General features: G+C 45.8%; 22 protein-coding genes and 1 pseudogene. 9 read left to right on the top strand and 14 right to left on the bottom strand.

All coding sequences use genetic code 11. The annotated features are described in order from the left end of the window. Window positions 1-302: 302 nt before the first annotated feature. Window positions 303-1,385: a class I fructose-bisphosphate aldolase gene (locus ACUVJL_RS06100; RefSeq protein ID WP_445245036.1), complete on the bottom strand. Its 1,083-nt coding sequence runs from the start codon at window positions 1,383-1,385 to the stop codon at window positions 303-305. Between the two features lie 673 nt (window positions 1,386-2,058). Between ACUVJL_RS06100 and ACUVJL_RS06095 the strand changes: the two genes are divergently transcribed. The 4 genes from ACUVJL_RS06095 to ACUVJL_RS06080 all read left to right on the top strand — a co-directional run bounded on the left by ACUVJL_RS06095 (window position 2,059) and on the right by ACUVJL_RS06080 (window position 6,401). Continuing rightward, the gene (locus ACUVJL_RS06095) at window positions 2,059-4,689 is read left to right on the top strand and encodes a M1 family aminopeptidase (protein WP_445245035.1); all 2,631 of its coding nucleotides are present in this window, start codon (window positions 2,059-2,061) and stop codon (window positions 4,687-4,689) included. A 289-nt stretch (window positions 4,690-4,978) separates the two neighbouring features. Continuing rightward, entirely contained in the window at window positions 4,979-5,395 is a 417-nt protein-coding gene (locus ACUVJL_RS06090; protein WP_445245034.1) for an NUDIX hydrolase, read from the top strand. 113 nt (window positions 5,396-5,508) lie between these two features. Then, window positions 5,509-6,066: a hypothetical protein gene (locus ACUVJL_RS06085; protein ID WP_445245033.1), complete on the top strand. Its 558-nt coding sequence runs from the start codon at window positions 5,509-5,511 to the stop codon at window positions 6,064-6,066. Then, complete coding sequence (locus tag ACUVJL_RS06080) at window positions 6,054-6,401, top strand: hypothetical protein (protein WP_332957936.1); 348 nt, start codon at window positions 6,054-6,056, stop codon at window positions 6,399-6,401. Before ACUVJL_RS06085 ends, ACUVJL_RS06080 begins: the two co-directional genes overlap by 13 nt. 5 nt (window positions 6,402-6,406) lie before the next feature. Here ACUVJL_RS06080 and ACUVJL_RS06075 read toward each other — a convergent pair whose 3' ends face one another. From ACUVJL_RS06075 to petC, 6 genes are all read right to left on the bottom strand, one after another. Next, entirely contained in the window at window positions 6,407-6,889 is a 483-nt protein-coding gene (locus ACUVJL_RS06075) for a hypothetical protein (RefSeq protein WP_445245032.1), read from the bottom strand. Window positions 6,890-6,940: 51 nt separating this feature from the next. Continuing rightward, window positions 6,941-8,068 (bottom strand): NAD(P)/FAD-dependent oxidoreductase, encoded by a 1,128-nt coding sequence (locus ACUVJL_RS06070; RefSeq protein WP_445245031.1) that lies wholly within the window; start codon window positions 8,066-8,068, stop codon window positions 6,941-6,943. Window positions 8,069-8,248: 180 nt separating this feature from the next. Next, complete coding sequence (psbQ, locus tag ACUVJL_RS06065; protein WP_445245030.1) at window positions 8,249-8,692, bottom strand: photosystem II protein PsbQ; 444 nt, start codon at window positions 8,690-8,692, stop codon at window positions 8,249-8,251. Window positions 8,693-8,803: 111 nt separating this feature from the next. Continuing rightward, window positions 8,804-9,655, bottom strand: coding sequence for an alpha/beta fold hydrolase (locus ACUVJL_RS06060; protein WP_445245029.1), 852 nt, complete (start codon window positions 9,653-9,655; stop codon window positions 8,804-8,806). A 105-nt stretch (window positions 9,656-9,760) separates the two neighbouring features. Then, window positions 9,761-10,750 (bottom strand): cytochrome f, encoded by a 990-nt coding sequence (gene petA, locus ACUVJL_RS06055; protein WP_445245028.1) that lies wholly within the window; start codon window positions 10,748-10,750, stop codon window positions 9,761-9,763. A 180-nt stretch (window positions 10,751-10,930) separates the two neighbouring features. Further along, a complete protein-coding gene (gene petC / locus ACUVJL_RS06050; RefSeq protein WP_190740161.1) occupies window positions 10,931-11,473 on the bottom strand; it encodes a cytochrome b6-f complex iron-sulfur subunit in 543 nt (180 codons plus the stop codon). A 214-nt stretch (window positions 11,474-11,687) separates the two neighbouring features. Here petC and ACUVJL_RS06045 point away from each other — a divergent pair, with 214 nt between their 5' ends. Beyond that, a complete protein-coding gene (locus tag ACUVJL_RS06045; RefSeq protein ID WP_190661639.1) occupies window positions 11,688-12,005 on the top strand; it encodes a DUF3067 family protein in 318 nt (105 codons plus the stop codon). Between the two features lie 403 nt (window positions 12,006-12,408). Next, a complete protein-coding gene (locus ACUVJL_RS06040) occupies window positions 12,409-12,717 on the top strand; it encodes a carbon dioxide-concentrating mechanism protein CcmK (protein ID WP_332957925.1) in 309 nt (102 codons plus the stop codon). Between the two features lie 355 nt (window positions 12,718-13,072). Here ACUVJL_RS06040 and pip read toward each other — a convergent pair whose 3' ends face one another. After that, the gene (gene pip / locus ACUVJL_RS06035) at window positions 13,073-14,020 is read right to left on the bottom strand and encodes a prolyl aminopeptidase (protein WP_445245027.1); all 948 of its coding nucleotides are present in this window, start codon (window positions 14,018-14,020) and stop codon (window positions 13,073-13,075) included. A gap of 50 nt (window positions 14,021-14,070) precedes the next feature. Beyond that, a complete protein-coding gene (gene tatC / locus ACUVJL_RS06030; RefSeq protein ID WP_445245026.1) occupies window positions 14,071-14,916 on the bottom strand; it encodes a twin-arginine translocase subunit TatC in 846 nt (281 codons plus the stop codon). Window positions 14,917-14,987: 71 nt separating this feature from the next. On the opposite strand from tatC, the gene ACUVJL_RS06025 reads away from it, so the two are divergent. Next, window positions 14,988-15,161, top strand: a complete 174-nt coding sequence (locus tag ACUVJL_RS06025; RefSeq protein ID WP_445245025.1) for a hypothetical protein — start codon at window positions 14,988-14,990, stop codon at window positions 15,159-15,161. A 180-nt stretch (window positions 15,162-15,341) separates the two neighbouring features. Here ACUVJL_RS06025 and ACUVJL_RS06020 read toward each other — a convergent pair whose 3' ends face one another. From ACUVJL_RS06020 to ACUVJL_RS06000, 5 genes are all read right to left on the bottom strand, one after another. Further along, entirely contained in the window at window positions 15,342-15,623 is a 282-nt protein-coding gene (locus ACUVJL_RS06020) for a hypothetical protein (RefSeq protein ID WP_445245024.1), read from the bottom strand. Between the two features lie 127 nt (window positions 15,624-15,750). Then, complete coding sequence (locus ACUVJL_RS06015) at window positions 15,751-15,876, bottom strand: hypothetical protein (protein WP_445245023.1); 126 nt, start codon at window positions 15,874-15,876, stop codon at window positions 15,751-15,753. Window positions 15,877-15,978: 102 nt separating this feature from the next. Beyond that, on the bottom strand, window positions 15,979-16,926 hold the full coding sequence (locus tag ACUVJL_RS06010) for an NAD(P)-dependent alcohol dehydrogenase (protein ID WP_445245022.1): 948 nt from the start codon (window positions 16,924-16,926) through the stop codon (window positions 15,979-15,981). Window positions 16,927-16,988: 62 nt separating this feature from the next. Then, window positions 16,989-17,123: a hypothetical protein gene (locus ACUVJL_RS06005; protein WP_445245021.1), complete on the bottom strand. Its 135-nt coding sequence runs from the start codon at window positions 17,121-17,123 to the stop codon at window positions 16,989-16,991. 83 nt (window positions 17,124-17,206) lie between these two features. Further along, window positions 17,207-19,393, bottom strand: a complete 2,187-nt coding sequence (locus ACUVJL_RS06000) for an EAL domain-containing protein (RefSeq protein ID WP_445245020.1) — start codon at window positions 19,391-19,393, stop codon at window positions 17,207-17,209. Between the two features lie 227 nt (window positions 19,394-19,620). On the opposite strand from ACUVJL_RS06000, the gene ACUVJL_RS05995 reads away from it, so the two are divergent. Together ACUVJL_RS05995 and ACUVJL_RS05990 are read left to right on the top strand one after the other, a co-directional pair. Beyond that, entirely contained in the window at window positions 19,621-19,776 is a 156-nt protein-coding gene (locus ACUVJL_RS05995) for a hypothetical protein (RefSeq protein ID WP_445245019.1), read from the top strand. Window positions 19,777-19,810: 34 nt separating this feature from the next. Then, window positions 19,811-19,992, top strand: a pseudogene (locus ACUVJL_RS05990) (sensor histidine kinase); the annotation flags it as partial.

The following is a 19,992-nucleotide window of genomic DNA, read 5'->3' as shown; positions in this document are numbered from 1 at the left end:
TCTCTCACGAATGAAGAAGTTTTATCTCTCTGTGGTTGGGACTATAGCCTTTCTCAAAAAGGTGAGGTACGAATTTTGACCTGGAAAGCTTGACAATACAGGGTTTCTGTATACCTCATTTATCTGAGAATCGCTATATATTTTCAGCTACTATTAATATTACAGCTAAGTTGCAACTTATATTAAGGAATTTTAATCACGTAAGGTGGGCCCTGCGCACCCTAGGTTTAGGGGGATTTGTGCGCCGTGCTCACCCTAGGTTTAGGTTGTGATATTGAGGCAAATCTCTGTGCGGTAAATTTTTAGGCGATCGAGATTTCGGGCGACAAATAAACGTCTTGGATGGCGTTGAACAATTTTACGCCTTCTTCAAAGGGACGCTGAAAAGTTTTGCGGCCGGAAATTAAGCCGCATCCGCCAGCGCGCTTGTTGATTACCGCCGTGCGAATTGCTTCTGCAAAATCGCTTTTCCCGGAAGCACCGCCGGAGTTAATTAAACCCATCCTTCCCGCATAACAGTTGAGCACTTGATAGCGAGTTAGATCGATCGGGTGATCCGTTGTCAAATCCGAATAAACGCGCTTGTCGGTTTTCCCGTAACTGTGGCCGCTAGCTTTAGCCACAGCTTCGTAACCGTTATTGCACTCGGGCAACTTCTGCTTAATAATGTCAGCTTGAATTGTCACTCCCAAGTGATTTGCTTGTCCGGTTAAATCCGCTGCAACGTGATAATCTTTGTCTTGTTTAAAAATATCGTTGCGGAGGTAGCACCACAGAATTGTCGCCATTCCGTATTCGTGAGCGTGAGCAAAAGCTTGACTGACTTCTTGGATTTGTCGCGTCGATTCTGGGGAACCAAAATAAATTGTTGCTCCGACTGCAGTTGCTCCCAAATTCCAAGCTTGCTCGACGGTCGCAAACATTATTTGGTCGAATTGATTGGGATAAGTCAGCAATTCGTTGTGATTGAGCTTGACAATGAAAGGGATTTTATGCGCGTACTTGCGAGATACGCTTCCCAAAACTCCCAGCGTTGTCGCGACAGCGTTGCAGCCTGCAGAAATTGCTAGTTTGATGATGTTTTCGCTGTCAAAATAGATGGGATTCGGTGCAAAAGAAGCGGCCGCTGAGTGTTCGATTCCTTGGTCTACTGGCAGGATGGATAAATAGCCCGTATTTGCCAAGCGTCCGCTAGAATAGAGTTGCTGAAGCGATCGCAAAACTTGAGGAGATCGATCGGTTTGAGCAAAAATGCGATCGATCCAATCCGGGCCAGGCAGGTGCAAAAAATCTTTAGGAACTTTTGCTTGATGGGTGAGCAAGTCTTCGGCTTCGTCGCCCAGCCAAGACTCGATGGAACTCGGAACTGATAGTGTAGCTGTCATAAAGAATTTCACTAAGTGCGAAACGAGCGTGGCTTGAGCCTAGAGAGGAAAATGACACTTCGGCTACGCGAGCGTGGAGCACACAAGCGGTTTCAACCGCATTGAATCTTTCTTTACCCATTACCGCCTTGGAGTTGTTCAATTTGGTGTACTTTTGTAATGCACTTTCGATGGGACAATTACCATCTCAAACTTCCCAACCCTGTACGCATAATGGTTCGCTCAATTGAGCCTCCCTTTCAGGGTAATGTTAGCTTCGCCAATGTTTTAAGAGCTTTTTGAACCTGCAACACTGTTTCAGTGACTTTAAAACTGTTTAATTGCAGATGACAGAGCAAGGAACTAGCTACGCATCCCGGGGTGTCGTGACTCAAAAAACGTAGTCAATGAAGACTTAGGCTGATCAGTACAGCTTGCAAGAATTTCTGTTACAAGCTCAATCCCTTTAGGGTTGAGTTACTGACAATTTCAATTGCAGGCTGATGATTGCAGACATTAGCCTTGCTGATATTGTAGCGAAAAAATCATATTTTCCATCCCCTCAACGATAGACCCAGTTTTTAACAAGTTAGCGACAACAGCAGCTAGGACGCGCTACTCTATAATAAGCTGGCAGTTCAGCCGGATCTGCGCTGCCAGCGATCGCCGCTCGATTCACAACTTTGCCATTACAATGTCAAATACTTACTTTGATTCTGAAAACGGTCACAAATCCTTCGAGATGCCCGGTGCTCGGCCGCATTACAACCCGGATCGCCCCGGTCAAGTAGAGCATATTTTCCTCGACTTAGTGCTGAATATTCCCAAACAAAGCTTTCGCGGCACTTGCAGCATCCGCATCAATCCAGTCCGCAGCGGCATTGACAAATTAACCTTAGATGCGGTAAACCTTAACATTGAATCGGTAAAAGTTGGCGAAACCGAGCAAAATTTCGACAGCGACGGCGAAGTGCTGCAAATTCAACTGCACGAACCAACAGAAGCTTACCAACCAATTACTATTGCGATCGACTACTCGGTCGAAAAACCCCAACGCGGCCTTTATTTCGTCGGCCCGGACAAACACTATCCAGACAAACCCACTCAAGTTTGGACTCAAGGCGAAGACGAAGATTCCCGCTTCTGGTTTCCCTGTTTCGACTATCCCGGACAGTTAGCAACTTCCGAAATTAGAGTGCAAGTTCCCCGACAATTTTTGGCCATCTCCAACGGCGAATTAATTAGCACAAAAAACGACGGCGACGATAAAATTTATCACTGGTCGCAAACCCAGGTACACCCGACGTATTTAATGACCTTAGCAGTCGGAGATTTCGCCGAAATCAAAGACGAATGGAACGGCAAACCAGTTAATTATTACGTTGAAAGACGCCGCGAAGCAGACGCTAAGCGCAGCATGGGCAAAACGCCTCAAATGATTGAATTCTTCTCGGAAGCATTTGGCTATCCTTACCCTTTTCCCAAATACGCTCAAGTCTGCATCGATGATTTCATCTTCGGCGGTATGGAAAATACTTCGACAACTTTGCTAACAGATAGGTGCTTGCTAGACGAACGCGCCGCCCTCGACAATCGCGGTACTGAAAGCTTAGTCGCCCACGAATTGGCTCACCAATGGTTCGGCGATTTAGTAGTAATTAAACATTGGTCTCATGCTTGGCTGAAAGAAGGCATGGCTTCTTATTCCGAGGTGCTGTGGACTGATAAAGAATATGGCAAAGAAGACGCGGCTTACTATATGTTAAATGAAGCCCGCAGTTATTTAGCTGAAGATAGTTCCCGCTACCGCCGCCCGATGGTTACTCACGTTTACCGCGAAGCCATTGAATTGTACGATCGCCATTTGTACGAAAAAGGCGCTTGTGTCTATCACATGATTCGCGCCGAGTTGGGCGACGAATTATTTTACAAAGCAATTCACACTTTTGTGCGGGATAACGCTCACAAAACTGTAGAAACGATCGATTTGCTCAGGGCGATAGAAAAGGCTACCGGTCGCAATCTCATGTTTTTGTTTGACCAGTACGTTTATCGCGGCGGCCATCCAGATTATAAGGTTGCTTATTCCTGGGATGGCGACAGCAAATTAGCAAAAGTGACTGTAACACAAACTCAGGTAAAAGACAGCCAAAATGACAACGGCAACAGCAAAGATGTATTCGATCTGAAAATTCCGATCGGCTTCGGTTACAAGCCGGAAAAAGAGGCAGACGATGAGAGTTCTGCACGTTCAACCCCGAACCTAAAAACTTTCACAGTGCGAGTCTACGAACGCGAGCAAAGCTTCTATTTCCCTCTCGAAGAGAAGCCGGCATTTATTAGTTTTGATGTCGGCAATAAATACTTAAAAACTGTTGAGTTAGAGTATGGAGTTGCGGAACTAAAAGCTCAGTTGCAATTCGACCCCGACCCGGTTTCCCGGATTTACGCGGCCCACGCTTTGGCGAAAAAGGGAGGACTGGAAGCTGTGAAAACGCTGTCAGAAGTTCTCAATAAAGAGCCGTTCTGGGCTGTGCGCGCCGAAGTCGCGGGTCAGTTAGTTGAAATTAAACTTGACCAAGCTTTTGAAGGTTTAGTAAGTGGTTTGAGAGATAAAGATGCTCGCGTTCGCCGTGCTGTGGTGGCGGCACTGGGTAAAATCAAAACTCACGAAACTTATAAAGCGCTGAGATCGATCTTAGATAAAGGCGACGCCAGCTATTACGTAGAAGCAGCCGCAGCGAGTGCTATGGGCGGAATTGCAGCGGCTAACCCCGACGAAAAACCGACGGACGAACAGGTACTGAAAGAGTTAAAATTCGTGCTGAAAGAACGTCAGGGCTGGAATGAGGTTGTGCGATCGGGTGCGATCGCGGGTTTGGCGCAAATGAAAACTTCTGAAGATGCGCTGAATTTAATTTTGAAATACACTGCTGCGGGTACTCCGCAAGCTTTGCGCTTGGCTGCAATTCGCTCTTTGGGCACGATTTCGACAGGTCAAACTAATATCAATTTAGAACGGATTTTGCAGCGATTGGCAGAATTGTCTAAAGAGACGTTTTTCTTGACTCAAGTATCTGTCGTAGTGGGATTAGGACAAATGGAAACTCGCAAAGCAATTCGCATTTTGGGTTCTTTAGCTGACCAAACTCCCGATGGCCGCGTCCGCCGCATGGCTGATGAAGCTGTGCAAAAAGTGCAGAAAAATGCTGGTTCTGATGCAGCGGTCAAGCAGTTGCGGGAGGAATTAGACCAGGTAAAAAAGGAGAATCAAGATTTGAAGAGTCGGATGGAAAGTTTGGAGGCTAAGGCGAAGAAGGATTAGGCGTAAAGTAAAACCGCAGACCGGCGCAGGTAAAGGCCGATATTGTCGATCGGCTTTTATCTGCTTGTCGGTAGAGGATGGCGCCAGGTTATTATAATAATATTATTGTTCAGTGGGAGTGCAGGGGAATTTCTTATTTCCCACAGATGAGAAAAACCAAAATATCTCTATTCTCCACTTTGTTTTCTCAACTGAGGAATTATAGAGAATCAGAATGCAATTTTTTTAAAATTTGTAAACCTTTGATGAAGTAGCAGCCTCTTTTTCACCCATAAATATTGCATACATCATGAGTATAAAAACCGCTGTATTGATAGAGCAATCGGGGGTAATTCCCTATCGCATTCAAGACGAACAAATAGAAGTAATGCTGATTACTTCTTCGGCTAGCAAGCGCTGGGTTATTCCCAAAGGATTAATTGAACCTGACATGACTCCCCAAGATTCCGCCGCCAAGGAAGCTTGGGAAGAAGCAGGTTTGTTGGGTAAAGTGTTCCCGGATTTGCTAGGAACTTACGAGTATCAAAAGTCCGGCTGTACTTGGCAGGTAGGAGTATTTCTACTGGAAGTGGAAGCAGTTCTGGAAATTTGGCCGGAAGCTAGCAAAAGAAAGCGCCAGTGGGTAAGTATTCCTAAAGCAATTAAGCGGGTTAACGAACCGGAACTCAAACTCATTTTTGCGGATTTGCAGAATAGGTTCTGGTGAACAGTAGCTTGGTAAGGGCGGGTTTACCAATACTTTGGTTTTCAACCATAAATTCGGGTGAACCCGCTAAAAGAACAAAATGACTGAAGACTATATGCTGTAAGATTCTGGAGATGCCGATTAAAATTCTCTCCCTCAATGACCTGCGCGACAACAAGCCCGAACGTCCAGGCTGGTCACTCACCTTCGGAGCCATCTGTGCAGATGCCGCCGCAGTTTGCCTCGACGATGGAGGACACTCTATCCCTGTGAAGCTGACAATCGAGGGGATTCAACCCTGTGAAATCCAAATTCAATGGGATGCGATCGATGATACCATCCGTCGCTTCAATGCCGATCGGGAAGTTGCCACTGAATATGGAGCCTACGGTATCGCGGCGTTGATCCTGCCTCACCTCACTGGACTCACCATCATCGAACACTCTGTCAAAGGTAAAGGGTTAGGTTTTGACTTTTGGCTTGGTTCGCTCGAAGATCCAGGCACGCTATTTCAGCGTAAAGCCCGCTTAGAAGTCTCCGGGATTCGTAAAGGTTCTGACAGCATTATTCAAGCCAGAGTTAACATAAAATTAGAACAAATCCGCCCTTCAGATGACGTAGCTCCTGGCTATGTATCTGTAATTGAGTTCGGTACTCCCAAAGCACGGATCGTCAAAAAATGCAGACCGTAGAAGCCCTTCACCACGAAGCAATGGAACTGGTCGATAGAGCAGTTCTCGCCCGTCAGTGCGGTGATATCGACCAAGTGACTGCACTCACCAGAGCCGCCTTTGCGAAAGAACGGGCGGCAGCGGATTTAGTAGCAAACGAATGGGATTTTGAGCCTACTCGTTCTATACTGCATCGGAGCGCCGCCGTACTTGCCATTGAGTGTGCCCAACTCCGGGAAGCAGAACGGCTGATTGGACGCGCCCTCGCAGGCAACCCTCCCACGGACATTGCGGATGAACTGCGTGACCTGCTTATAGAAGAAATTTACTCGCAGCGCCAAGCGATTGGAGCTTAATTTATTTAAGCGTTAGCTGACAGGAAAGGAATACTTTCGGCTAAGTTATCCTTAACTTCAATTCCCTGTTTTCTCGCCCAAAACTGGCTCAAAAAGTGAATTTGCCGCAAGCCGACAACTAAATTTAAACCGGGTACAAAAAGCCACCAAACTGTTAGCGGTTCTTTGATTCCTTCTTGGCGGTACAATTCGTTTACTGTCTTGTAAAGTTTGAACTGCACGATGTAAATCCAAGCAATACCGAGGAAGGAAAACCAACCAAACCATCCGGGAACGTCAGGATCGAATATCCGCAAAGCTTGGGGGACGGCCACTCCTAAACCAAAAGGAAGCAAGCAAAGAGTTCCCGACCAGCCGCTGCCGTTATAGCGACGCAATTCTTCTTGAATAATCCATTTGTACCATCCGTAATATAGCAGCAAGCTGACTCCAGACAGCAAAATTACTCGCCACAAAGAGCGCGGTTTACCTAAAGGTTTGTCGGACATATTTAGATGTAAGATATGAATGGCTATCTTGATTGTATTAACATTTGTTAATTATTGCAAAATCATTTCTCGAATCGATCGCGCGGTTGCAGGGGCCAGCAGAACACCGTTGCGATAGTGGCCGCTGGCGATGAGAACGCGATCGTTACCGGGAAGCCTCTCGATAATTGGGGCCGGCCGCCCTTCCGGCCGCGGGCGCAATCCCGACCATTTCTTGATGATTGAGGCGAATGCTAAGGCCGGACAAAGTGCGATCGCCCTCGCCCTCACTTGCTCCAACATATCAGCATTCGCCTCAATTTCCCCGCCATTTTCTGAAAACTCCAGCGTCGCCCCCACCCAAAATTCCTGATTTCCCACAGGCACAATGTGAACGTCATCGCAAGTAATTACTGGCCTAAAATCTGGGTTTCCTACAGGAGTGGGCGTCAGCAAATGCAGCGCTTGTCCCAACACCGGGCGAATGTCAACCAACTGATTTAACGATGCAGTCACAGCAGCAGAACCCAAACCAGCGCACACAATTAGTCGATCGAAATTTTCAGCAACAGGCAAGATGCCTGTTCCACAAGACTTATTGACAGCAATGGAAGATGGGAGTTGAATCCCAGACACCTGAGAATCCAACTCAGTAATGCCTTGAACTTCCACTCCAAACTCAAAATTAACTCCTTTGAGTTTAGCAGCATCAACCAAAGCCAAAGTTAGCGCCGTCGGATCGACTTGTCGGTCTTGAGGCGAATAAATCGCAGCAATAATCTGATCATTTAAATAGAGATGAGGGCAGAGTTCGCGCACTCGTTCCACATCCCAAAGTTCCAATTGCCAACCTTGAGACTGGCGAGTGGCTATCAAATTTTCCCACTTACTTAAATCCTCTCCCTCCGAACAAAGCATTAAAATTCCTTGTTTGTTAAAAGGAATTTTTAGCCCCGTAACTGCTTCCAATTCAGGAATCAAAGTTTCGTAGCGCTGAAGGCTGGTTTCCCTCAACTGCCAATTTCTGCCCTTAGTTTTGTGGCTGGTAACTCCCATCAAAACACCGAGTGCAGCGCCAGTAGAACCTTGTGCCGGCGGCTGTTTGTCGAACACAGTAACTTTCAGTTCGGGAAATTGACTTAGTTCAAAGGCGATCGAAGCCCCAACAATACCGCAACCAATAATTGCAACGCGAACCATTCAATTTTAGATTTTAGATTTTAGATTTTAGATTTTAAATTAACTGCTTCCTAGGTTGTGCCCATATAAGCCTTTTTCGGGCGGGCAAGATGCCCGCCCCACAAGAAAACTGATTCTTTCTTTGTGGAACAGGCATCTTGCCTGTTCTTGACAATGATACAAGATGTGAGTTAAGGCTAATTAAGCTTTAGGAATTAGCTGCAAGAAGGTATCGAAATCATTGACAGCTTTTTGATAGCTGGCCGTGACTTTTGCATAGTCAAGGTCTTTAGCAGCAAGATCGATGTTAACCAACTCGGTAAACAAACTCTTGGTCAAATCAACAGCTTGTTGTTGAGACTTAGGCAATAAACTCGCAGAGACCGTTTTCATGGTGTTGCGCAAGTCGCCTAGAGGCCCGTGAATGTAAGTTCTGGTATCAACCCAATTCCGTTTTTGAATTAGAGTGCCCAATTTGTCCATGCGCGATCGGAACTCTGTCAGGGTAGGAACATAACGCTGAATTTGCTGGATCTGGCCTGCTGTGTAAGTCGTTGGAACTTTTGCTTCGACACTACTGCAACTAACCAGAAATGCCATCAAAAACGCCATCATCAAGGCAAAAATTGAACGGGGACGAGTCATATCGATTTTAGATTTTAGATTTTAGATTTCTCGTTTTCAGGCTCGGCCTGGGAATGCAGCTCGGCGAGGAGCTGGTTCACTGACCTAGCACCGAGAGTTATGTACAAAATATTATTTTACCTCCTGGCGGCGCAGAAAAGTTATCAGAGCATCGCCAACTTTTTCTGACCAATGTTCTTGAGGGTAATGCCCCGCTTGTTCCAGTGTGACTAACTCTGCATTTTGCAGGGAACCGACTAGCTTTTGAGCTGGTTCAACACTCAGCCAAGGGTCTGTCAAACCCCACACAAATAAAGTTGGTCGAGTCCAGGCTTTCAAGCCGGATTCAATTTCGGCCATTGACTGCGGCAATTGAATATTGCGGACTGTATTCATCAGCGATCGACCCGCATCCGAACTCTTCAAAAACGGGCGGCGGTAAACATCTAAATCTTTGTCTGATATCGTCTGGCGGCTGCCGCCTTCGAGAGTTCTGTCAACCAAAAGCGGGTCTTGCGTCATCATGTCGCCAATAAAAGGCAGCCCCAACTGCTGCATTTTCCAAGGCAATTTTATATCTGCTGAAACTGGTGTATTGATAACAGCTAAACGCTCAATTTTATCGGGATTTCGCAATGCGTATTGAATACCGGCTGAAGCTAAAAATCCTTGGACAACGAGGTAAAATCGGTCTAATTCTATAGCTTGAATAAAGCCTGTAAGGGCGTCAACAAAAGCATCGGGAGTATAGGAAAAGTCGCGTTTGTCTGGTTTTGTCGATCGCCCGTAACCCACCCAATCTGGGGCGATCGATCTAAATCCCTGTGCCGCCAAATCCGGCATAATAGCAGTCCAGGTAAAACTCTGGGACGGCAAACCGTGCAGCAGCAGTACGGGCGGTTTATCAGTTTTGTTAACCGGATTTGTTTCCCGATAGAACCATTGCAGCGGGCCTACTTCAACTATTTTCTCATCAATTGACATTATTTTACTGGTTATTTATCAAACAATAAGGCGGGGAATACCCGCCCTACTTACCTAATAGTTGGGTGCGCACAGAGTACCTTACCCAACTAATTACAGCCGCCCTTAGAAATTCATTTCAGCAGCTTGAACTTTTTCGACCTGTTTCTTCTTGAGAACCAGCATAATTTGAGCCAGCATGGTCAAAGCCACGAAAGCCATCAATCCTTTAACGCGATCGGCACTTTGCAGCACAATCTCCACGTCTTTTTGACCGAAGCCGCCCACATTAGGATTGTTCGTCAAAAGTTCGCCTGCTGCAACTGTTTGTCCTTCGGTAACAATCAGTTCTGGGCCTGCAGGAATCGTATCAACAACGGCTGCACCTTCGGCAGGTTGAATTGTCACTTGATAACCGCCATCTTCAGGTTGAGCAATCTTAGAAACGGTGCCAGCTACCGAAGCATTGTAAACAGTATTATTGCTCTTGTCGCCAGTAGGATAAACCTGACCGCGGCCGCGGTTGCCTCCGACATAAATTTGGTATTTGCCGTAGTGAACCGACTTGTCTGTTTCCGGATTCGGCGACAAAACGGGGAATACCAATTCTTTGTATTGTTCTCCCGGCAGTGGGCCCACTAAAACAATATTTTCTTGGGTTTCGCTGTAAGGTTGGAAGTAAAGGTCGCCGACTTTTTCCTTCATTTCTTCGGGAATTCTGTCCTCGGGAGCAATCTTGAAACCTTCGGGCAACATCACAACTGCGCCGACATTCAAGCCGCCTTTGCTGCCGTCGCCGACAACTTGTTGCACGCTAGTATCGTAGGGAACTTTGACAATAGCTTCAAAAACTGTGTCAGGCAAAACAGATTGCGGTACTTCCACTTCAGTCGGTTTTGCACCGAGGTGACAGTTAGCGCAAACAATGCGACCTGTTGCTTCGCGGGGAGTAGCGGGTGCTGTTTGCTGCGCCCAGAAAGGGTAAGCAAATGCTGCTTGGGGATATGCGATGTCGCTGGTGAGGAAAAATCCTGCAGCGGCGATCGCAATTAAGGCTGTTTTCGCGATCGTCCTGGCACTGCGGCGAAATATCGCAGATAAATTAGTTTGTGGCATTAGAGTATTCAATCTCAAAGGTCAGACAATTTAGTCATTGGTCATTGGTCATTGGTCATTAGTTATTGGTCATTGGTCATTGGTCATTGGTCATTGGTCATTGGTCATTAGTTATTGGTTATTGGAACTAACTACTAACGGCTGGCTACTAACTACTGACTGCTGACTACTGACTAATAACTATGACCACCAAGGTGCTTCGCCGGTGCGGAAATCTGTTTCTTTCCAAGTTGTAAAAGCGATCTTGTCATCTGCGACAGTGGCGTGGGCCAGGGCCAGAGACAAAGGCGCGGGGCCGCGCACCACTTTGCCCTCATTATTGTATTGAGAACCGTGGCAAGGACAGATAAACTTGTTTTCGCTAACATTCCAAGGCACGACGCAACCCAAGTGAGTGCAGACTGCATTGATGCCGTAGTCGGCGATAGATAAGTCTTCTTTCACCACAACATAGGTGGGGTCGCCTTTGAGACCTTGGGCTAAGGTGCGATCGCCCGCCGGGTGCGAAGTCAAATATTCGCTAACGATGATGTCGTTACCCAAAGCATCTTTAGCTGTCACTCCGCCGCCAACTGCCCCACTCGACGGAGGAACAAAATATTGGACAACGGGATAGAGTGCGCCGAGTGCAACACCTGTGACTGTACCGAACGTCAGCAAATTCATAAATTGGCGACGCCCCATATCGGGGACATCGGGATTTCCAGCAGAAGATTGAGCCATGACCTGCCTTTACGGTTTTAAGTTACGTTTGTTTGTTAGCTGTTAGCGAACCTGTACGTGCAGAGGAAGGAGGATAATTGCCGTTAATCTGCTCGCACAAATTTTAGGCCGCGAAAATTCCTTTTAAGAATGCGCCTTCCAGCCTTTATTAGAGTATTATTACATTTTTTGAACTTTGTCTTTTATTGTTTAATGGATTAACTCAGGAGCAACCATGACGGGCAAGGATTTACACCAGCTACTGCTAGAAAAATGGGGAAAGTCTTACGATATCAGATTGCGGCGGACGCGGGGCAAGATTTTTGTGCAAGTTATGTGGAAATATCTAGAACAGGCATCTTTCCCGATGACGGAGGCTGATTATTTCGAGCATTTGGATGCGGTGGCCAATTACCTCAACGGCTGGGGCAGCACAGAACAGGTGAGAGAATACATCGTCACTACTCGCGATCGCCCGCGCTTGGGCAAAGCTGTTAGCGTTCCCCTAGATTTGGGTGAAAGAGCCTCGGAGTGGTTGCTAGACGAGTTTTGAATCACTCAGTCGATTTGAGATTTGAGATTTGAGATTTGAGATTGACTCCACAGCCGGGATCTGGGGGAGTTTCCTAAAGTTTTGTGTCGCGCCTCGGCCCGATTAGTTGAGCCCAAAGTCGCGAAAATCGCTCGGCGAGCTTGTCATACGACTTGCCGCTGGTGAGAAACTAAGCTGTGGCGCATCTAATTTGCACAGTTGTTTTGATTCAAAGTCTTGTGTGGCGGGATTTCCGGCGTGCGCTATGCGCTGTGGGATTTAAATGCTGCAACAGCTTGTGGGGCTTTTTAAATTTTGGGCGATCGTCCTTCAATTCTTACCAAAATCATCCGAACCAATTTCTGTCAACAATTTCACATACAATGAAGGTCAGATATCTTGTGAAATTTAGGAGAATGTTGTAATGGGTGTTGCACTGGGAATGGTTGAAGTCTTAGGATTTCCCGCTGCCGTAGAAGTTGCAGACTCTATGGTGAAAGCAGCCCGTGTTACTTTAGTTCGCTATGAGAAAATAACCCGCGCCTACTGGACAATTATAGTGCGAGGAGATGTTTCTGAAGTGCAAGCAGCCGTTGCTGCTGGAGTTGAATCAGTTAAAAAGGTCGATGGCGGAAAGTTGCTATCGTATCACATAATTGCTCGTCCCCACGAGAATCTGGATTACGTTTTGCCGATCGGCTACACTCCAGAAGTCGAACAGTTCCGAATGTAGTCAAAGTTTTGACAAAACTTTGGTGTTGAATTTTAACTTTTAGTAATTATAGAGGCGCGGGCGATCGCGTCTCTATATTTTTTATCAACCTTAAAATTGATCGCTCGCCCAATACTCAGCAATAAATTACCATCACGCGGAAAATATTTATAGGACTAATTTAAAATTAGCAATTAACCATTAGCAATTGGGATGACCGAAAGCATCCAGGATACAAGCCCCCGGATTCATTCCTTCGCAGACTCAGAACCGGTGAAATAAAAAACCTGTATCCGATGAAACTTGCCCCCGAATTTATCCGTAGGGTCAATGCTTCAATTCTTTAATCTAAAATCTAAAATCTAAAATCGATTGACTACCAGTCTGCGAACTTATCTGTTGCCTCCATTAAACAGGTGCGAATTCCCGGTTCGCTCATCGAATGTCCGGCATCGGCAACTACAATGAACTCAGCTTCAGGCCAAGCACGATGCAGTTCCCACGCCGACATCATCGGACAAACAACATCATATCTTCCCTGAACGATAACCGCCGGAATCTTGCGGATGCGATCGATATTTAAAAGCAATTTATCTTCCGGATCTATAAATCCCTTATTGATAAAATAATGGCACTCAATTCTGGCAAATGCCTCCGCGAAAGCATCAATTCCAAAGCTTTTCTTTAAATCTAAATCTGGAAATAATCTACTCGTACTCCCTTCCCAAATTGACCAAGCACGAGCCGCTTCTAATCTAATCTGAGCATCTGGACTCGTCAAGCGTTGGTAATAAGCTGTTAGCAGATCATCCCTTTCATTTATGGGGATAGGTTTAACATATTCCTCCCAAGCATCCGGGAAAATATAACTGGCTCCTTCTTGATAAAACCAGCGAATTTCTTTTTGTCTCAACATAAAAATGCCCCGCAAGATTAAACCCTTGCAACGGTCGGGATGGGTTTGACTGTAAGCTAAAGATAGAGTGCTTCCCCAACTACCACCAAAAACAACCCATTGATGAATATTTAAATATTCTCGAAGTTTCTCAATATCGTTGACTAAATCCCAAGTGGTATTTTCTTGCAATTCTGCATGAGGTTTACTTTGACCGCATCCGCGTTGGTCAAACATCACCAAACGCCATTTTTCCGGGTCAAAATATTGTCGATAAAAAGGCGGACATCCACCTCCTGGTCCCCCGTGTAGCAATACAATAGGTTTTCCCTCTGGGTTGCCAGACTCTTCAAAATGAATTGTATGGAGGTCAGAAACTTTGAGTTCTCCTTCATTATAAGGTTGTCTAGGCGGGTAAAGTTCTCGCATTTTTTGAAGGATTTATAACTCGATAGTGTTTATTTTACATCATTAAGAAATCACCGTCCTAAAAGCTTCACCAAACCAACCCCGCCAAAATACAAGGCGAGCACCGCACCTCCTAAAAGACTTTGCGTTAAAGGGTCAGTAGAAGGCGTTAACACGGCTCCCAAAACTGCCGCTCCCAAGACTACATACCGCCAGCCGGAGAGCATTTGGTTGGAAGAAAATATGCCCAAAACGCCGAGCAATACTTGGACAATCGGGATTTGAAAAGCTAAGCCGGTGCTGAACATTAACAGCAGCACAAATTTAAAGTATTTGTCTATCGACCACAACTCCTCTACAACATCCGCTCCATAGGTAACAAAGAAGTTAAGGGCCGCCGGAATCAGAGCAATGTAAGCAAATACTAACCCGCCCAAAAATAGGAAACTCGAACCGAAAAACACAGGTCCCAGCAACCTGCGTTCTTTGCGAGTCAAGCCGGGGAGAACAAACATCGCTATCTGGTAAAAAATAAACGGACTGGCGATGAGCAAACCGCTATATCCGGCTACTTCGATAGAAACAAAGAAATACTCGCCGGGAGCTAGTTGCAGAAACTTGACGGGCCCGGCCGGTACTTCTAGCAGTTGCACGATGGGTTTAACTGTGAAAAAGCAACCGATTACAGCGATTGCTACTGCAATTAGCGAGTAGAAAAGTCGCTGCCGCAATTCTTCTAAATGGTCGAATAAAGACATTTCAACTTCGTCAGGAAGTTCGTCTAGAAATTCGTTTTCTAGGTTGCGGGAATCCATGGCACCGCCTGCGATTGGTGCAATGCTGTTTTCCGGGCTAATTGCTTCGAGGTTGTTGTCGGAACCTTGTTCGGATGTCTCCAAGTTTGAGGGCGCAGTCATAGGGATTTTTGATTTTATTTAGATTTTAGGTTTATTAGTCCTGGACGCAGGTAGATTCAAAAACCCGGTTTATGGGTGAACTTCTATGGCTCACAACAAAGATTTTGACTCTTAACCGGGTTTTTTGGGCAAGCGTCCTATTTATGCAAACTGCGGGCGATCGCTCTTTTACTTTAACTCCAACCTGGCATTTTTTGGTAGACTTTTGCTACGTACCAGGTATAGTCATCGGGCTGGGATTCTGACACTGCATTGAGAATGCAGGGCGGGCGATCGCGATCGCGGTCATTTTCCGCTTCCCAGTACAATCAATAGTATAAGTGGCCCTAGAAACTGCCGCGCTTGCCTTCTTTTTTCCCTGCGGCTAAAACATCGTCGGGCTTGCAGTTTCCAGCAAAAAGTTCGTAAACTTGCCGCCTCACCAATCAGGCGTCATTTTTAACGGCAAGCAGCGAGTTTTTGGCGATGGCTGCACCCGATTCTTTGGCAATACAAAGGTAGCGCCAAACGGTTTCCTCTAGGTCTTTACCGTTGACTGTTAAGTCGATTTTAAACTGAGATGTTGCACCATTGTCAATAAGCTTTTTATGAACAGGCAAGATGCCTGTTCCACAAAGAGTGAATTTTCTTGTGGAACAGGCATCTTGCCTGTTCTTGAGGCAAGATACCTGTTCCACAAAGAGTAAATTTTCTTGTGGAACAGGCATCTTGCCTGTTCTTGAGGCAAGATGCCTGTTCCACAAAGAGTAAATTTTCTTGTGGAACAGGCATCTTGCCTGTTAAGCGAGAATGGTGCAAGATGTGAGTTTTAAACTGTTTTGCTCCCTGGGCAAATCAGGCGGCGTAGTAGTAGGAAAGTCCGCCCTGCCACAGGTAAGGTATAAGGCGCGAGTCGAGTTTTTCGGCGGTGTCGAACTCGGCGATCGACTCGGCAATTTGTCCTAGTTTAAATTTAACCATCCCCGCCGGATGTAAGCTTGAGTTTCTTCCGGTCGCGATTGGATTCTCTACTTCGAGTCAGAGAGTTCTGTTTCTAATTCGTTTTGGTTAAACATGATTTTTTTAACTGTCAATGCCGATCGCAATTTTGCCGACAGCCCGGCCCGTTTCGCTGTAAGTGTGGGCTGCTGCTACTTCTGCTAATCTGTAAGTGCGATCGACAATCGGCTCAACTTTACCGGATTCTATTAACTCCCGCAAAAGCCCTAAATCGCTGGTGTTGACATTGGCTACAATTAATTTAGCTTTCTTCCCCGATACAAACCAGCTCGTTAACATCGGTGCGAGGTTTTCGACACTTGGCAAAGTCGAAATATAAACTCCCTCCGGCTGCAGCACATTTTCGCATTCAGCAAATGTTCTTGTCGCGACCGCATCCAAAATTATATCATATTTTTCGGGCTGTTGAGTAAAGTCAATTTCTGCGTAATCTAGAACTAAATCTGCTCCCAAACTCTTGACAAATTCTCTGTTTTTAGCACTGCAAACTCCCGTTACTTCCGCGTTCATTGCTTTTGCAACTTGCACGGCAAAAGTGCCTACGCCGCCGGAAGCGCCGTTAATTAATACTTTATTTCCTGCTTGAATTTGACCCAAATCCCTGAGTGCTTGCAAAGCAGTTAAACCTGCAATCGGCACTGCTGCTGCTTCTGCATGAGTGATGTTTTTAGGTTTAATTGCCGCACTCGATTCCGGCACGACAGCGTACTCGGCACAAGCACCGCCAGTTATGGGATTTAAGGAAGTATAAACTTCATCTCCCGGTTGAAAGTTGGTAACTTCCGGACCGACTTCCACCACAACTCCCGAGATGTCAGAACCGACTATTCGAGGAAAGTTAAATCCTGTCAATAGTTGCAGGTGTCCTTGCCGGATTTTCCAGTCTACGGGATTGACGCTGCTAGCCCGAACTCGCACTAACAATTCGTTGGATTTGGCGATCGGCTTGGACAATTCTCGGTACTGCAATTCCTCGGCGGAACCGTAGCGATCGAAGGCAACTGCTTTCATGGCAAATTTTCCGGTCTATTTTTAATAAAAGACTCACTCCTGTACAACAATTACAGCACATTCTATCTCAATGTGACCAAGTAAATTGAGTCAGCCTTGTAGCAGCGGGCGATCGACTCTTGGAAATCGACCGACTGGCCTCCGGCGCTCGGCAATAGGCCCGCTAGCTGAGTGCGATCGACTAAGCTGTTGTGCATCTAATTTGACAATCAATTTTTCTACAGTTATTGTGGGACGGGCATCCTGCCTGTCTCTGTATTCAATTTAGATGCGTAGCAGCTTAGCGATTAAAATTAATAGGGACGGGATGGGCGATCCCATAACCCTGAGCATAATCTACTCCCATCTCCCGCAATTTTTCTAAGATATTCTCGTCTTCGACAAACTCAGCTATAGTTTCAATATTCATCGCATGGGCTATACGATTAAAGCCTTCAACGAGCGCTTGAGAAATCAAATTATGACTAATATTCTTGACCAAATCACCATCAATTTTTAGATAATCAACTGGTAAATTCATCAGATACGCAAAGGAACTCAACCCACTGCCCAAATCATCTAAAGCAAAGCAACAGCCAATCTTTTTGAGTTCGCTCATGAAATATCTCGCTTGCTCAAAGTTCGCGATCACTGCGGTTTCCGTGATTTCAAAACAAATGGTTTGTGGGGGGATTTGGTAGCGACAGAATTGTTCGATTAAAAACCTCATAAACCCATAGTTACCAATGCTATCGCCAGAAATATTGATCGTATACAAGCCTTTACTACTAAATTGTTGCCCCGATAAATTATGATAATTAGAGAATAAAGTTTCGATTAGCCAACAATCGATCTGGGTGATCAAGCCATAACGCTCGGCGGCGGGAATAAACTCATTGGGAGCCAATATTTCTCCATTTTCGTCTAACATTCTTAGCAAAATTTCATAATGATCTACTGATGGGTTAGAGGTAATAGAGACAATCTTTTGGGAGTAGAGACAAAAACAATTGGTTTCCAACGCTCGGCTGATTTGGAAAACCAGGTGCCTCTCATCACGTTGTCTAATTAGTTCCTCCTCATCTAGACGATAAACATGAACACAGTTGCGACCTTTGCCTTTGGCGACATAACAAGCTGCATCAGCCGCCCCCATAACCTCCATCAAATCTTTGCTGGTGTGGTTAATGGCAACAACTCCAATACTGACCCCGATGCTCAAGGTTTTGCTATCCCAAATAAACCGAAACTCATGCACTAGGTGTTTGAGTTTTTCCGCAATCTTAGCTGCTTGAGAGAGGGGACATTGAGTAAGCAAAAGACCAAATTCATCACCTCCCAAGCGAGCCAGTGTGTCATTTGCACGAACTCCCTTTTGTAAAAGTGTAGTGATTTGGCGCAGTAGCTCATCGCCAGCAACATGACCTGCGGTATCGTTAACGAGTTTGAACTGATCTAAATCTAAATAACAGAGAGCGTGCTGCTGATTGCTATCTTGACAAGAGGCGATCGCCTCAATTAGTTGCTGCTCAAATCCTCGACGGTTGATTAAACCCGTCAGAGCATCGTGAGAGGCTTCCCAAGAGAGTTGACGAGCAAGATTGCGCGATTCGGTAACATCACGAAAGACGATGACTGCCCCGAGAATTTGACCTTGGCGGTCTCGAATCAGTGCTGCTGAGTCCTCAATGGCATACTCCGTCCCATCGCGGGCAATGAGAATAGTATGGTTAGCTAAGCCCACAATTCGCTTCTCCAACAGAGCCTTGGCGATCGGATTCTCTACTGGCTTTCGCGTTACTTCATTGACAATTACAAAGACTGTAGACAGGGGGAGTCCCTGAGCCTCATCAGCCTTCCAGCCTGTCAGTTGCTCAGCGATAGGATTGAAATATCGCACATTACCTTGAGCATTGGTAGTAATAACTGCATCACCAATCGATTGGAGGGTCACTTGAGCTAGTTCTTTTTCGGCAAAGAGGGACTCTTCGAGATGTTGGCGTTCTTCGATTTCTCTCAAGAGACGTAAATTCTGCTCTTGGAGGCTTTGTTGCAACCGTCGGATGGTTAGGTGAGTTTCGACACGAGCTAATACTTCTTCGATTTGAAACGGCTTAGCAATATAATCTACCCCACCAACAGCCAGCCCCTGAACCTTATTGAAAGTTTCATTGAGAGCACTCAAAAAAATTATCGGAATGCCTGCGGTTTGCTCGTCAGATTTTAATTGTTTACAAACTTCATAGCCATCAATATCGGGCAATTTAATGTCGAGTAAAATTAGTGCCGTCCATGGCGATTGGGCGGCTCGGATCGCCATTGCGCCTGTTGTGGCACAGCGAACTTTATAACCATGTGCGCTCAAAGTAAGGCTGAGAAGACGCAGGTTATCATGCCGATCGTCAACAATTAAAATATTGCCTCGGTAGTTGGTAGCTGGATCGCTAACCCTATCCCTAGTTCTATCGACACTCCTACTGATTTCCATACTTTTCTGGTAGAGGACTATAACCCTATGAACAAGAGTATACTTGAATTATTAGGTTATCCACTCACTTTATGTAGAAAGAAGTCATGCGATCGCAGGGTTCTAGGACTGGCACCGTGGCAGGGCCCCTACAAAATCTGACTTGTTCAGGTAGGGATAATCCGCCCGTAGTTGCCCTTCTTCGTTTGGCGTAACATGGCAGATAACCTTTTTTTCCCAGCAGATTTATGAACAACCACATTTCTTACAGGGCAAATCTACTCCTCATTGCGATCGGATGTCTCGTGCTGCTGGGTTGCCAATTTGACATCTCCCTACTCAAAAGGGGTTTTCTCGGTAGGACTTCGACGATGAAGCCGGCAATGGCAGAACTCAATCGCTAAACACTTCAGCACTCATGAATTATTCAGGTTAGCTATGATTGCACAATTTTTTGAGACGGGAGGATTCATTCCTCACGGTCACTGCTATCTCTGGCAAACAAACTTAGTAGGATTACATATTTTATCCGATGGTTTAATTGCTTTAGCTTACTACTCCATCCCCATCATGCTAATCTACTTTGTGCGACAGCGCCAAGATACTCCATTTCAGAAAGT

Source organism: Microcoleus sp. OTE_8_concoct_300, from assembly GCF_031383065.1.
In the GTDB taxonomy this organism is placed as follows: Bacteria; Cyanobacteriota; Cyanobacteriia; order Cyanobacteriales; family Microcoleaceae; genus Microcoleus.
The sequence above is the reverse complement of the archived record's forward strand: the minus strand, read 5'-3'. Positions and strand labels throughout refer to the sequence as shown.

What these genes read in the sequence shown, in the direction of transcription:
- ACUVJL_RS06000 (WP_445245020.1), bottom strand. Translation starts at nt 19,393, where the DNA reads ATGGAAATCAGTAGGAGTGTCGATAGAACTAGGGATAGGGTTAGCGAT.
- ACUVJL_RS06005 (WP_445245021.1), bottom strand. Translation starts at nt 17,123, where the DNA reads ATGCACAACAGCTTAGTCGATCGCACTCAGCTAGCGGGCCTATTGCCG.
- ACUVJL_RS06070 (WP_445245031.1), bottom strand. Translation starts at nt 8,068, where the DNA reads ATGGTTCGCGTTGCAATTATTGGTTGCGGTATTGTTGGGGCTTCGATC.
- ACUVJL_RS06025 (WP_445245025.1), top strand. Translation starts at nt 14,988, where the DNA reads ATGGGTGAACTTCTATGGCTCACAACAAAGATTTTGACTCTTAACCGG.
- psbQ (WP_445245030.1), bottom strand. Translation starts at nt 8,692, where the DNA reads ATGACTCGTCCCCGTTCAATTTTTGCCTTGATGATGGCGTTTTTGATG.
- ACUVJL_RS06020 (WP_445245024.1), bottom strand. Translation starts at nt 15,623, where the DNA reads ATGCCTGTTCCACAAGAAAATTTACTCTTTGTGGAACAGGTATCTTGC.
- ACUVJL_RS06010 (WP_445245022.1), bottom strand. Translation starts at nt 16,926, where the DNA reads ATGAAAGCAGTTGCCTTCGATCGCTACGGTTCCGCCGAGGAATTGCAG.
- petA (WP_445245028.1), bottom strand. Translation starts at nt 10,750, where the DNA reads ATGCCACAAACTAATTTATCTGCGATATTTCGCCGCAGTGCCAGGACG.
- ACUVJL_RS06045 (WP_190661639.1), top strand. Translation starts at nt 11,688, where the DNA reads ATGACGGGCAAGGATTTACACCAGCTACTGCTAGAAAAATGGGGAAAG.
- ACUVJL_RS06085 (WP_445245033.1), top strand. Translation starts at nt 5,509, where the DNA reads ATGCCGATTAAAATTCTCTCCCTCAATGACCTGCGCGACAACAAGCCC.
- ACUVJL_RS06040 (WP_332957925.1), top strand. Translation starts at nt 12,409, where the DNA reads ATGGGTGTTGCACTGGGAATGGTTGAAGTCTTAGGATTTCCCGCTGCC.
- ACUVJL_RS06015 (WP_445245023.1), bottom strand. Translation starts at nt 15,876, where the DNA reads ATGGTTAAATTTAAACTAGGACAAATTGCCGAGTCGATCGCCGAGTTC.
- ACUVJL_RS06080 (WP_332957936.1), top strand. Translation starts at nt 6,054, where the DNA reads ATGCAGACCGTAGAAGCCCTTCACCACGAAGCAATGGAACTGGTCGAT.
- pip (WP_445245027.1), bottom strand. Translation starts at nt 14,020, where the DNA reads ATGCGAGAACTTTACCCGCCTAGACAACCTTATAATGAAGGAGAACTC.
- petC (WP_190740161.1), bottom strand. Translation starts at nt 11,473, where the DNA reads ATGGCTCAATCTTCTGCTGGAAATCCCGATGTCCCCGATATGGGGCGT.
- ACUVJL_RS06095 (WP_445245035.1), top strand. Translation starts at nt 2,059, where the DNA reads ATGTCAAATACTTACTTTGATTCTGAAAACGGTCACAAATCCTTCGAG.
- ACUVJL_RS06060 (WP_445245029.1), bottom strand. Translation starts at nt 9,655, where the DNA reads ATGTCAATTGATGAGAAAATAGTTGAAGTAGGCCCGCTGCAATGGTTC.
- tatC (WP_445245026.1), bottom strand. Translation starts at nt 14,916, where the DNA reads ATGACTGCGCCCTCAAACTTGGAGACATCCGAACAAGGTTCCGACAAC.
- ACUVJL_RS06090 (WP_445245034.1), top strand. Translation starts at nt 4,979, where the DNA reads ATGAGTATAAAAACCGCTGTATTGATAGAGCAATCGGGGGTAATTCCC.
- ACUVJL_RS06100 (WP_445245036.1), bottom strand. Translation starts at nt 1,385, where the DNA reads ATGACAGCTACACTATCAGTTCCGAGTTCCATCGAGTCTTGGCTGGGC.
- ACUVJL_RS05995 (WP_445245019.1), top strand. Translation starts at nt 19,621, where the DNA reads ATGAACAACCACATTTCTTACAGGGCAAATCTACTCCTCATTGCGATC.
- ACUVJL_RS06075 (WP_445245032.1), bottom strand. Translation starts at nt 6,889, where the DNA reads ATGTCCGACAAACCTTTAGGTAAACCGCGCTCTTTGTGGCGAGTAATT.